Annotated in this window: 13 protein-coding genes; 9 read left to right on the forward strand and 4 right to left on the reverse strand. The window is 63.6% G+C overall.

Annotated elements, in window-relative coordinates; translation table 11 throughout:
- The first annotated feature begins 49 nt into the window (after positions 1–49).
- The 6 genes from TX78_RS08390 (at position 50) to pstB (ending at position 5,908) form a co-directional block, all read left to right on the forward strand.
- Positions 50–694, forward strand: a complete 645-nt coding sequence (locus tag TX78_RS08390) for a hypothetical protein (protein WP_049897674.1) — start codon at positions 50–52, stop codon at positions 692–694.
- The gene (locus TX78_RS08395; RefSeq protein WP_044495309.1) at positions 691–1,230 is read left to right on the forward strand and encodes an amino-acid N-acetyltransferase; all 540 of its coding nucleotides are present in this window, start codon (positions 691–693) and stop codon (positions 1,228–1,230) included. Before TX78_RS08390 ends, TX78_RS08395 begins: the two co-directional genes overlap by 4 nt.
- 213 nt (positions 1,231–1,443) lie before the next feature.
- Entirely contained in the window at positions 1,444–2,622 is a 1,179-nt protein-coding gene (locus TX78_RS08400; protein ID WP_044495310.1) for a phosphate ABC transporter substrate-binding protein PstS, read from the forward strand.
- 295 nt (positions 2,623–2,917) lie between these two features.
- Positions 2,918–3,859, forward strand: a complete 942-nt coding sequence (gene pstC, locus TX78_RS08405) for a phosphate ABC transporter permease subunit PstC (RefSeq protein ID WP_044495477.1) — start codon at positions 2,918–2,920, stop codon at positions 3,857–3,859.
- On the forward strand, positions 3,859–5,088 hold the full coding sequence (gene pstA / locus TX78_RS08410; RefSeq protein WP_233722211.1) for a phosphate ABC transporter permease PstA: 1,230 nt from the start codon (positions 3,859–3,861) through the stop codon (positions 5,086–5,088). Before pstC ends, pstA begins: the two co-directional genes overlap by 1 nt.
- 40 nt (positions 5,089–5,128) lie before the next feature.
- Entirely contained in the window at positions 5,129–5,908 is a 780-nt protein-coding gene (gene pstB / locus TX78_RS08415) for a phosphate ABC transporter ATP-binding protein PstB (protein WP_044495311.1), read from the forward strand.
- Between the two features lie 96 nt (positions 5,909–6,004).
- Here the strand turns inward: pstB and TX78_RS08420 are convergent, their stop codons facing one another.
- Both TX78_RS08420 and TX78_RS08425 read right to left on the reverse strand, forming a co-directional pair.
- On the reverse strand, positions 6,005–7,021 hold the full coding sequence (locus TX78_RS08420) for an inorganic phosphate transporter (protein ID WP_044495313.1): 1,017 nt from the start codon (positions 7,019–7,021) through the stop codon (positions 6,005–6,007).
- Between the two features lie 6 nt (positions 7,022–7,027).
- Entirely contained in the window at positions 7,028–7,645 is a 618-nt protein-coding gene (locus tag TX78_RS08425; protein ID WP_044495315.1) for a DUF47 domain-containing protein, read from the reverse strand.
- A 621-nt stretch (positions 7,646–8,266) separates the two neighbouring features.
- Between TX78_RS08425 and TX78_RS08430 the strand changes: the two genes are divergently transcribed.
- Entirely contained in the window at positions 8,267–8,530 is a 264-nt protein-coding gene (locus TX78_RS08430; RefSeq protein WP_044495481.1) for a glutaredoxin domain-containing protein, read from the forward strand.
- 125 nt (positions 8,531–8,655) lie between these two features.
- Here TX78_RS08430 and TX78_RS08435 read toward each other — a convergent pair whose 3' ends face one another.
- Positions 8,656–9,372 carry an ABC transporter ATP-binding protein gene (locus TX78_RS08435; RefSeq protein WP_044495317.1) on the reverse strand — a complete coding sequence of 239 codons (717 nt, stop codon included), beginning with the start codon at positions 9,370–9,372 and terminating at the stop codon, positions 8,656–8,658.
- Complete coding sequence (locus TX78_RS08440; RefSeq protein ID WP_044495483.1) at positions 9,369–10,460, reverse strand: ABC transporter permease; 1,092 nt, start codon at positions 10,458–10,460, stop codon at positions 9,369–9,371. Before TX78_RS08440 ends, TX78_RS08435 begins: the two co-directional genes overlap by 4 nt.
- A 151-nt stretch (positions 10,461–10,611) precedes the next feature.
- On the opposite strand from TX78_RS08440, the gene TX78_RS08445 reads away from it, so the two are divergent.
- Both TX78_RS08445 and TX78_RS08450 read left to right on the forward strand, forming a co-directional pair.
- Positions 10,612–11,808, forward strand: a complete 1,197-nt coding sequence (locus TX78_RS08445) for a sensor histidine kinase (RefSeq protein ID WP_044495318.1) — start codon at positions 10,612–10,614, stop codon at positions 11,806–11,808.
- A partial coding sequence (locus tag TX78_RS08450) for a response regulator transcription factor (RefSeq protein WP_044495319.1) occupies positions 11,805–12,348 on the forward strand: 544 nt, incomplete at its 3' end. The genes TX78_RS08445 and TX78_RS08450, both read left to right, overlap by 4 nt.

Here is a 12,348-nt window from a genome sequence, read left to right on the forward strand (position 1 = left end):
CCCGGAGTTGCGCCACGGCAATAGCAGCCCCACGTCATAGGCTTGAACTATGAACCAGCGCCGTCGACCGTCTCCTGCCGTCTATCGCAGACGTCAGCTGGTAGCGGCACTAGTGGCGGTTTTCCTGCTCGCCCTGATCATCTGGGGTGTCACCGGGCTGGTGGGACTTTTCGCCCAGGAGGAGGATCCCTCCGAGCACCAGCAAGGGACCTCCCAGACGCAGGACAACGACGCCGCGGCCGCGCCTTCCCCACAAGGTGAACCGGAGCCGGAAACCGAGGCGGAAGAAGTGCCGGAGGGCCAATGCGCGCCTGCCGATATTGAGGTGGTCGCCTCCACCGATAAAGAGGCCTATTCTACGGATGAGGCACCACTGCTGGTCATGCAGATCACGCATACCGGAAACGAAGCCTGCACCCTTGACGTGGGGACAACGCAGCAGGCTTTCCGGGTCTCCCGGGAGGGTCGCGAGATCTTCACCACTACCCAGTGCGAGCTGCGCGGTAGTTCTTTGGAGATGGAATTTGCACCCGGGCAGATCGAACGTGCCCAGATGGTGTGGCCGCGCTCAGATTCCGCGGTGGACTGCGCTAAGCCTGCTGAACTCACCGGCGGGGAGTACCAGTTGCGGGTCTCAGTCTCTGGCATCAGCTCAGAACCACATGCCTTTGAGCTAGCAGGGGTGACCCCGTGACCGCACAACAGCATCCAGCCGACACCCGCCCATTCACCGTGCGCCCGGCGCGCACCCGTGATGTCAGGTCCATTATGGAGATGGCCTCACCGCTGGTGGACAAGCGCGTGCTGGTCGCCAAGGAGGCGGTGGCCTACTACGAATCCATCCAGGAATTCCTCATCGCTGAGGATCACGACGGACAGCTGCTTGGTTTCGGGGCACTGCACGTGATGTGGGAGGACCTGGCTGAAGTGCGCACCCTGGCATCTGATGCCAGCCACCGTGGACGCGGTATCGGTTCGGCGCTGCTGGAGGGGCTGCTGCAACGGGCCCGGTTCTTGGGTGTGCAACGAGTCTTCTGTCTGACCTTCGAGGTGGAGTTCTTCCGCCGTCACGGTTTTGTGGTGATGGAGGACCAGCGTCCGGTCGATCCAGATGTTTACGCTGAGCTGCTGCGCTCTCCCGATGAGGGTGTGGCCGAGTTCCTGGATCTGGCTCGGGTGAAGCCCAATACCCTGGGCAACACCCGGATGATTCTGCACCTCGATAGCTAAACTGTTTAGCCCCTATCTGTTCACTTTGCGTTTACCTCCACGGTGACTTTCTGTCACTTGATGTGCCTAGCGTGGCATCCGGTTCGCTCAGCGCTGCAGTGTGCACATCTTGCACATCACGGCTCCGGCTTCTATCGGGCGCGAACCAATTGCAAGCACCATAGGCATCGGGCGAAAAATCAACGCCCAGGTCAAACCTCAGAGAGGGACATTGTGAAGGTAGCAAGCTTCGGTCGCGCAGCGGCCATTCTGTCCGTGGCATCGCTGGCACTGGTGGCATGCGGCGGTGACAACGGCAACGACGGTGAGGACACCACCACCGACGAGGCCACCACCGAGGCCACCGACAACGGCACCGAAGGCGGTGCGGAGGAAGAAGCTTCCGGCGATCTTCCCTCTGCCGCTGACATTTCCGGCAACTTCTACGGCGGCGGCGCATCCTCCCACGAGACTGCAATGCTCGAGTGGATCTCCGAGTTCGAGGGCCAGTCCGGCGGTGCAGCTGTTGAGTACGCCTCCGTGGGATCCGGCAACGGTCGCTCCGGCTTCCTGTCCGGCGAGTACCAGTTCGCTGGCTCCGACGCTGCAATGGACGAGGGCGAGTACGAGGACTCCACTAACCAGTGCGGTCCCGACGGCGCATTCCACCTGCCCACTTACATCGCACCCATCGGCGTAGCCATCAACCTCGAAGGCGTTGACGAGAACGTCAACCTCGACGCCGACACCCTGGGCTCCATCTTCTCCGGTGAGATCACCAGCTGGGATGATGAGGCCATCGCCGAGCACAACCCGGATCTGGACCTGCCTTCCACGAACATCACCGTGGTGCACCGCCAGGACACTTCCGGCACCACCGAGAACTTCACCGAGTACCTCGCTGCGGCATCCTCCACCTGGGAGTGGGACGCAGACGGCGAGTGGCCTTCTGAGGCCACTGCCGAGTCCGCTGAGGGCACCGGTGGCGTGATCGGTCTGGCTTCTGAGATCGACGGAGCCATCACCTACGCTGACGCTGGCCGTATCGACGACAACTTCGTCACTGTCAACGTTGAGGTCGGCGGCGATTACACCGAGATCTCCTCCGAGGCTGCGGCTGCAGTGGTGAGCGCCTCCGAGCCTGCTGGCGGTGGCGCCCCGAACGACATGGCCTTCGAGATCGCCCGCGATACCGAAGAGGCCGGCACCTACCCGATCATCCAGATCGCCTACACCATCTGGTGCAACGAGTACCCCAGCCAGGACGATGCTGACTTCGCTCAGGCCTTCGCTGCCTACATCGTCTCCGAGGAAGCTCAGCAGCTTGCAGCTGATGTCGCCGGCTCTGCCCCGATCTCGGAGGAACTGCGCGAGGAAGCCCTCGAGGCAATCGGTCAGATCTCCGCTGGCTGATTCAGCGGGACTTATCTAAGTCCCCCGATTAAGCTGGCTTGATTCGTCAAGCCATCCTCAAATGGTGCGAGTGAAGCGGACGCCGGGGTCAGTGCTTCCGGGCTAATCCCGGAAGGCATGACCCCGGCGTCCGTGCCCTGCTCAGGGGAATCACTGGGCACCAGAATATTCTTTGAACCCATTGCATCTTCGTAAGGGAGAGCACGTGAGCTCGGACGAGTCACAGTCATCAGGACAGACGCTCCAGACCCGTAGCGGCCGTCGTACCCGAAGCAGCGAAGCGACCGGGAACTCGCTGGCCAGCGGTGACCGGGCTGGTGCCGGCCTGGATCGAGGCTTTGCTGGGCTGGCGAGATTCGCCGGTATCGGTATTCTCATCATCCTCGCCTTCGTAGCGTTCTTCCTGGTCTACAACTCCTGGGGCGCGATTTACCACGATCAGGACGGCCAGGCAGATAGCGCAAGCTTCCATATCGGCGAATTCATCAGCCACGCCTGGCCACTGGTCATCGGTACGCTCATTGTTTCGGTGATCGCGCTGCTGATTGCGGCTCCGGTAGCCATCGGCGTCGCCCTTTACATCTCCCACTACGCACCGCCACGTGCTTCACGCAGCATCGGCTATGTCATCGATCTGCTGGCTGCCATCCCCTCTGTGGTCTACGGCGCCTGGGGCATGACTTTCCTGGCCCCACAGCTGGTGCCCCTGTACAACTGGCTCAACGAATATCTGGGATGGATCCCGATCTTCGGCGGATCCCCCTCACCCACCGGACGCACCATCATCACCGCTGGTGTGGTGCTCTCGGTAATGGTCCTGCCCATCATTACCTCCGTCTGCCGCGAAATCTTCATCCAGACCCCGAAGCTGCACGAAGAAGCGGCCCTGGCACTAGGTGCCACCCGGTGGGAAATGATCACTATGACGGTTCTGCCGTTCGCTCGAGGTGGCATCATCTCGGGCATCATGCTGGGCCTGGGCCGCGCACTGGGCGAAACTATGGCAGTGGTGCTGGTGCTCTCCTCCGGCCCCATCGCCTGGTCCATCATCCAATCCGGCCGCCATGACACGATCCCGTCAAATATCGCCTCGAACTTCCCGGAGTCGCGCGAAGGCTCCGTGCACTGGCATGAACTCATTGCCATCGGCCTGGTGCTCTTCGTCATCACCCTGCTGGTGAACATGCTTGCGCGTTGGATCGTCTCCCGCCATAAGGAATTCTCAGGAGCCAACTGATGATCGAGAGCACACAGACGAAGAATCCCACCCCGGCATCAGTCCAGGGCCCGGCCGGCGGACACGAGCCGCCCCACGAGCCGGCCGCTATGCTGCGGCCCAACAGTCTTACCGGAAATATCCAGCCCCGCTGGTTCCTGCCCGCCTGCGCTGCAGTGAGCCTTCTCCTCAGCTTTGCCTTGGTAGTGCTGTTAGGCGACGCCGAAGAGTTCAGTATCAACTGGGCACTCTGGTTCGTCTTCGCAGCAGTCATCCACTTGGTCCTGGCCTATGTGATCACGCTAGTGCGCATCAACCGGCGCAAAGCCAAGGACATGTTCTGGCGAAACCTGATCTATGTAGCCTTTACTCTGGCCCTTCTGCCGCTGGTCTCGGTGATCATGTCGGTCGCCATCGTGGGCTTCCAAGGTCTGACCAACGCTGGATTCCTGACCTCGGATATGCAGGGCATCAACGCCAGCACAGATGCCGGCACCCAGGAGGGTGAGCACGGAGTCCTTGGCGGTATCCGGCATGCCATCATCGGCTCACTGGTCATCACCCTCATGGCCACCCTGGTGTCGGTGCCTATTGGTCTGCTGACCTCCATCTACCTCGTGGAGTACTCCCAGGGCGGGCCGCTCTCCCGTGCCATCACGTTCTTCGTGGATGTGATGACCGGTATTCCCTCCATCGTGGCCGGCCTCTTCGGCGCTGCTGCGATGGCGAGCTTCCTCTCCTTCGCCGACTCACTGGGGATCCCGGTCCCGGGCCGCTCCACCATGGGTGTCACTGCCGCCATTGCGCTGAGCGTGCTGATGATCCCCGTCGTCGTACGCACAACCGAGGAGATGCTCCGCGTGGTGCCCAATGAGCTGCGCGAAGCCTCCTACGCGCTGGGCGTGCGTAAGTGGCGGACCATCCTGAAAGTTGTCATCCCGACGGCGATCTCCGGTATTGCTGCGGGCGTGACGCTGTCGATTGCACGCGTGATCGGTGAAACCGCACCGATCCTGCTCACCGCCGGCTTCGCTACCCGCGTGAACTGGAACCCCTTCGAGGGATGGATGACCACCCTTCCGGTGTTCATCTATCAGCAGTTCACCCGACCGATGCATCCGACCTACCATGACCCGTCCTTCCAGCGTGCCTGGGCGGCGGCACTGATCCTGATCCTGATCGTGATGGGCCTGAACCTTATTGCCCGCATTATCGCCACGATCTTCGCGCCGAAGAAAACCGGCCGCTAGAGCCCGCCGAAGCAGCTGAAGAAAGAGTGAGATAACAGACATGTCCAAGAGCATTACCGCTAAGAATCTCAACGTCTACTACGGCGACTTCCTGGCCGTGGAAGGCGTCAACATCGAGATCGCGGCTAAGTCGGTCACCGCCTTCATCGGGCCCTCCGGCTGCGGCAAGACCACCTTCCTGCGCACCCTGAACCGGATGCACGAGGTGCTGCCCGGCGCTCGCGTAGAAGGCGAGCTGCTGCTCGATGATGACAACATCTATGGATCCGGTGTGGATCCGGTGACAGTACGCACCATGGTGGGCATGGTCTTCCAGCGCCCCAACCCGTTCCCCACCATGAGCATCCGCGAGAACGTGCTGGCGGGCTACAAGCTCAACGGCGCGCGCATGAGTCGTTCCAAGGCTGATGAGATCGTGGAGACCGCGCTGCGTGGTGCCAACCTCTGGAACGAGGTCAAGGATCGCTTGGATAAGCCCGGATCAGGCCTCTCCGGTGGTCAGCAGCAGCGCCTGTGCATCGCACGCACCGTTGCGGTGAAGCCCGATGTGATCCTGATGGATGAGCCCTGCTCGGCACTTGACCCCATCTCCACTCTGGCGATCGAGGATCTGATCTCCGAGCTGAAGAAGGAGTACACGATCGTCATCGTGACCCACAATATGCAGCAGGCAGCCCGCGTTTCCGAGAAGACTGCCTTCTTCAACATCGCCGGCACCGGCAAGCCCGGCAAGATGATCGAGTACGCCGATACCACCACCATCTTCAACAACCCCTCCAACGAGCAGACCGAGCGCTACGTCTCGGGCAAGTTCGGATAAACCGGAGGTACCACCAACGACGACGCCCCGCTGCGGCACCTGCAAAGTGCTGCGGCGGGGCGTTTCGTCTTGCGTGCTGAGCGTCGGGCGCCGGCGTTAAAGCACCAGCGGTGCCATCACCAGAGTCAGTACTGCAGTGCTGAGACCGGATGCCAGCGGGGTGGCCGTCCAGAAGATGATGATGCGTCGGAACTGCCGCCAGTTGATGGTGGCGAAGCGCTGATTCGAACCTGCGCCGATAATGGCACTGGCCGAGGTCAGCGAGGTGGACAGCGGCAGAGCAAGTCCTAAGGAACCTGCAAAGAGCAGCCCGGAAGTGGTGGTGGTGGCCACCATGCCGCGCAACGGATCGATAGCCACCAAGCGGTGTCCCAGCACGTGGCCGATACGCCATCCGCCATGCAGACACCCCGCACCGATCAGCAGGGCGAAAAGCACATACGACCAGGCCATCCACGTCTCTGGATCGGTGACCCCGGCTGCGGCCAGGGCGAGCATCAGGACAAAGGCGAAGCGCTGACCCTGCTGCAGCCCGGTCCCCATACTGGTTAAGCCCACACTAACCGACTGAACTCCGCGAGAGATGCGATTCACCTCATGGGGGTCCTCACCGCGGGCTAATCGCACGGCGAGGAACACCAGGAGATACGCTGCACCAAAGGCCACCAGTGGGGAAAGCAGAAGAGTAAACAACGGGGTCAGCCAGGGCAGAGCAAGTACTTCTTCAGTGGCAATATCAGCCACCTGCACCGCCGCAAGGGAACCGCCCAGCAGCGCTGCCAGCAGCGCGTGGGTCGTCGATGTGGGTACGCCTTGGAAATACGTGAAGAGGTTCCAGCCCAGCAGACTGATCAGCGCACTGAGAATCACCGCGAGGGTCAGCCCCGGGTCCATAGCAGGAAAATCGAACCACGAGTACATGTACAGGCCCAGCGGCAGCGCCAGGAGCACACCCAGGGTGTTGAACAGGGCAGCTACTCGGGTCGCCAGCTTAGGCGTCAGCGCTCGGGTGCGCACCGGGATAGCAATGGAGTTGGGCACATCATGGAGCCCCGCCACATAAAGCGTCGGCATCATCACGACGCCGACGAGAATCATCAGAAGCAGTTCCACCGGGTTCTACGACTCCCGGACAATGATGGAACCGCAGATCACGGCGACGGCCCGTTGGGCATGCACCGCGGCGAGGATCTCTTTGGCCAGCTCAGACTGTTGCAAGGCGATATTGGGCTGGAAAGCTGAGTCAGTAGAAGTCACCCATTCCCGATGGGTGCGATTGGCCTGCTTGGACAGGCGCTGCATCTGCGCCCAGTAGTCCTCCAGGTGATCGAAGTCCTCCAGGCGGCTCATAGCTGTGGTCGTCAAGTCCACCTGCCGCGACAGCGTCTCCAGCTGGGCGTGGCTCTGCGGAGGAAGCTGCAGATGATGCCGGGTCAGGATGAAGTCACCGGCGGCGGTGACATGTTCCATGGTGCGGTTCAGCTGCTGGGAGAGGTTATAGATGTCCTCCCTTGGCAGCGGAGTCAGGAACACGCTGCGGATATGAGTCATCAGGGCGAAGTGGAGGTCCATAGTCCGGCCCTCCAGGCTCAGCAGCTCCTCTCGGTGAGCTGCACGTTCGCCGCCGGGTGTGCCCAGCAGCTGTGCGAGCAGGCCTGCACCCGCGCGGACCTGCTGTGCGATCTCAGTGAGCAGGTCCGTCGATTGGGTGTGACGCTGACGGTGAAGCGCGATCATGCAGTACTGATTCCCTTAAGCGGTGCGGCGAAGGTGAACAGAAAGTGACGTACAGATGCAGAGTCTATAGCCACTAAGTGAACAGTTCGCCGCATGTGAAAACCCCAGGTGAGGGGCGCGGGATCAGGAAAGAAGGTGGTGCCGGGCTGGGAACGCCTCACGGCGCGTGGCCGCTCGTAGCGGCTAAAGGTTGGAGCCCGGGGGTTACCTGCAGCCCGGCACCTGCATTCTAGTGTGGGGCCTGAGACCCGTCGCGGTCAAAGGGATGACTGCGTGAGATATCTCAACACCGGTAACGGGAATACCGGCTCAATCCAGAGTCCGCCGCTCTCGGTGGCGGAGCACCTGGGAAAGCACCGCCAGCACCGGGAGCTCCACCAGAGGGCCCAGCACCAGGGCGAGGGCGATGAGCGGACGATCCGGAAACGCCACGACGGCGATGCCCAGCTGTCCAATCTGGCGCTGTCCAGCGCAAGCAGATCAGCTCTGCGGCTGACCCAGCGCAGCGTCGTCGCCAGCGTCAGCGGGATGAGCAGCACGACGACGATCGCCTCCACCAGAGAATCCAAGGACACACTGGCGGGTGCAGACGTCCCGGCGGCAGGAATAGACTCTGGTGCCATGACTGAGCTCGCAGACCAGACCATCAAGATGTTCGGCGCCGACTGGTGCCGAGACTGCCGCCGCACCAAGGCACAGCTGGATGAACTGGGCGTTGCCTACACCTATATTGACCTGGTGGCAGAGCCCGACGCCGCCGATGTGGCCCGGGATATCTCCGGCCGGACCAACATCCCCGTGGTGCTCTACCCGGATGCCACACACCAGGTGGAGCCCAGCAATGCCGACGTCGAGACTAAGCTGCGCGAGCTGAACCTTATCTAGTTGGTATGGGTGTAGCCATACCTGTTCTACTGAACCAACCAGCGTCACCGACCTGGTGGAATCCCAATAGCCGGAGCCTCCATCAAACCCAGGGCGCTTCATCTCTCATCGTTCTGCCGTCCAGCTCAGCGTGTAAGCGCGTGCCCTGTGACAGGGGTGGTGATGCGGCCGTCGATGACTGTGACGAGATCATCCAGGGCATCGCGATGCACGAGGTCGTGGGTGACGAGAAGCGTGGCGGTGTCGCGTTCGTGAGTGAGGCCGGCGATGAGCCGCATGATCTCTGCCCCGCGCTCCTGATCCAGCGCGCTGGTCGGCTCATCGACGAGCAGCACCTCGGGTTCGTGGACGAGCCCGCGGGCGATCGCGATCCGTTGGCGTTGCCCGCCGGAGAGCTGGTGGGGGCGCTTGTCAGCATGCTCGGTGAGGCCGACCGCGTCGAGCAGTTCCTCGACACGGGCGTCGATTCTCGCGCGCCTGTTCCGGCTGGTGCCACCGCCGAGCCGGGCCATGACCTGCAGTTGCTCGCGGGCGGTGAGCGCCGGAAGCAGGTTCGACTGCTGGAAGACGATGCCGATGCGCTCACGGCGCAGTTCGGTGGCCTCGGTCTTCGAGAGCTGGGCGGCGTCGATCAAGTCCGACTCGTTCCCGATGAGGACGCCGCCGGAGTCGGGGCGGATCAGGGTCGCGGCGACGGCGAGGATGCTCGATTTGCCCGATCCGGAGGGGCCGGTGATGCCGGTGACGGTGCCGTTGTCTCCACGGAGGGTGACGTTATCGACGGCGGTGATGCGGTTGTCCCCGTCGGGGAAGGTGAGGGTGACATTCTGCAGTTCGATCATCGGTTGCTCCCGAGTGCGGTCAGGGGGTCGGCTTTGGTGACGGAGCGCAGCGCGAACGCTGCCCCGGCGAGGCCCAGGAGCGCCATCACGACGGCCGGGGCGATGGTGGTCAGCGGACTGACGATGAACGGCAGCGCCTGACCCGCGAGCGTACCGAGTCCGATCACTGCGGCGAGACCGACGCCGATCCCGGCGGCGAGTACGATGAGGGCTTGCCCGAGGGAGTCCCGCACGAGCGAACCGGTCGTGGCCCCCAATGCTTTGAGGACGGCGATGTCGCCTGCGCGTTGCATGGTCCAGACGGTGAAGAACGCGCCTACAACGAGCGCGGAGATCCCGAAGAGCATCACGATCATCAGCCCGAGCGACCCGATCTCTGACTGGAAGGCCTCTAACGCGGTCAGACTCGCCAGTGGCGTTTCCGCGACCGTGCCCGTTTCGGAACCAACGGACTCCCAGTCGGCGTCGCCGGTGACGGCGAGCACGGTGGCTTCACCGGTGCCGCCGACGCGCTTGCTCGCCTCGCTCCACGCGTCCGGGGTCATGACGAGGACCGGGGTGTGGCTGTACCAGAGGTCATCGCCAACAGTGCCGACGGTGAAGTCGTTGCCGGTAATCGAGATGGTGTCGCCGACTTCGACACCGAGGTCGTCGGCAGCGCCGGATGAGAGGCCGACCTCGGTATCGGAATCCGGGGTGAGCTCGAACAGCGGGTTCGATTCGGTGTCCGGAGCGTCCAGGGGCAGTCCGAAGAGGGCGACCCCGCTCGGGTCGTCGGTACCGTTGGCCGAAGCCCGCGACTGGACGATTCCGACCGGCGTCACCGACTCGACACCGTCGGCCTGCTCCCATGCCATGACGGTGTGCTCCTCGATTGAAGAAGTAGCGAAACTCGGGTCGCTGTTCTCGGGCTGCTGCAGCACGAGACGGTCGCCCGGAAGCTGGAGCACTGAGGAGACGTTCTGGGCGGCGAGTCCACCGGTGAGGCCGGAGAGGAAGCCGACGAGCAGGGTGATCAGGGCGACAACGGCCCCGATGAGCAGGAACCGGCCGCGGGCGAACCGCAGCTCTCTCCACGCGACGAACACGATGATGCCTTTCCGCTCGAACACTCTGCCCGAGCTACTCTTCAACCCTCCTTTCAAAGGGGCGTGGCCGGGCATCGCCTAAACCGTGGGATTCGCGATCAAACTTTCGGTTGATGGCGGGCGACCCCGGCTCGCATAGGCTTGAGCTGTCATGCCGCACTCGACCCTCACCCCGGTGTTCACCGGCCTCCGCTTCGGCCTGCACGCCCTCCTGATCGGGCTTGCAGGCTTCGCGGTCGTGCGCGCATTCGTCGTCTTCTCCCCGGTCGCAGCGTTGACGCTGCTCGTCGGGGTCTTGTTCGTCGCGGTCTACCTCGCCGGCGCATGGGCGTCGCGTTCAGGTCGCGCAGCAGGTTTGTCCGGTCACTGGTTCGCGGTCGTCTGGGTCGCCGCGCTGACCCTGTTGTGGGCGGTGCTGACGTGGTTGAGCCCCGAGGGGGCGTACCTGGTCTTCCCGCTGTTCTTCCTCTACCTCCACGTCCTGCCCGGCCCGGGCGGGGTCGCGGCGATCGTGGTCACGACCGCGTTCTCGATCCTCGCCCTGGGGCTGCATCTCGGGTTCAGCGTCGGCGGGGTCATCGGCCCCCTCGTCGGCGCCGGTGTGGCCCTCCTGATCGGACTCGCCTACCGCGCACTGCAGCGTGAAGCCGAGGAACGCGAACGACTTCTTGCCGAGCTGATCCGCACCCGGCAGCAGCTCGCCGAGACCGAACGCGAACAAGGTGCATTGGCGGAGCGGGCACGCCTCGCCCGTGAGATCCATGACACCGTCGCTCAGGGCCTGTCCTCGATTCAGATGCTGCTGCGTGCGGCCGAACGCGACACCCCGGAGCCCGGCGCGGGCTACCTGAAGCTCGCGCGTGAGACCGCGGCCGAAAGCCTCGCCGACACCAGGCAGATCATCCGCGAGCTCACCCCTGCCCGACTCGACGACGGCCTCGCCGCCGCTCTGCGCAGGCTCGGACAGGAACAATCCGACCGCGCGTCGCTTCCTGTCGAGGTCACCGCCGAAGACCTCGATTTGCCAATGGGAACCCAGACGGCGCTGCTGCGCATCGCCCAAGGCGCACTGTCGAACGCGATCCGTCACGCCAACGCCACCCGGATCGCCATCGAGCTCGAACGTGAGGACGACGCCGTGTCACTGGTCGTACGCGACGACGGGCAGGGCTTCGACGTGTCCTCGGCCGTCGCCGACTTACACGAGGCCGACTCCTTCGGTCTGTCAGCCATGCGCGAGCGTGTTGAACAACTTGACGGCGCCCTCACCATCACCTCGGCACCCGGCGACGGCGCCACGGTCACCGCGCTGTTGCCACTCCCGGCGGGAAGCGGGGCGGCATCATGATCCGGATCGTGCTCGCCGACGACCACCCCGTCGTCCGGACCGGGCTCCGCGCCATGCTTGCCGGTGACCCCGACCTCAAGGTGATCGGCGAAGCCACAACTCCGGACGACGCAGCCGCTCTCGCGGCCGAGCTCGCACCGGATGTCGTGCTGATGGATTTGCAATTCGGCGCGGAACAGACCGGAGCCGACGCAACCCGTCGCATCCGCGCTCTGCCCGCGCCTCCGGCGGTGCTGGTGCTCACGAACTACGACACCGACAGCGACATCCTCGGCGCGGTCGAAGCCGGTGCCAGCGGGTACCTCCTCAAAGACGCCCCGCCTGACGAGCTCATCGCCGCGATCCTCGCCGCCGCAGCAGGAGAGACCGCCCTCGCCCCCGCGATTGCAGGCCGCCTGCTCGCCCGAATGCGCTCCCCGCAACCGACCCTCAGCGCCCGCGAGACCCAGGTCCTGCGGCTCGTCGCAGACGGCGCGACGAACAACGACATCGCGGCACAATTGCACATCAGCGACGCCACCGTGAAATCCCACCTCGTGC

Source organism: Nesterenkonia massiliensis (assembly GCF_000455245.1).
GTDB lineage: Bacteria > Actinomycetota > Actinomycetes > Actinomycetales > Micrococcaceae > Nesterenkonia > Nesterenkonia rhizosphaerae.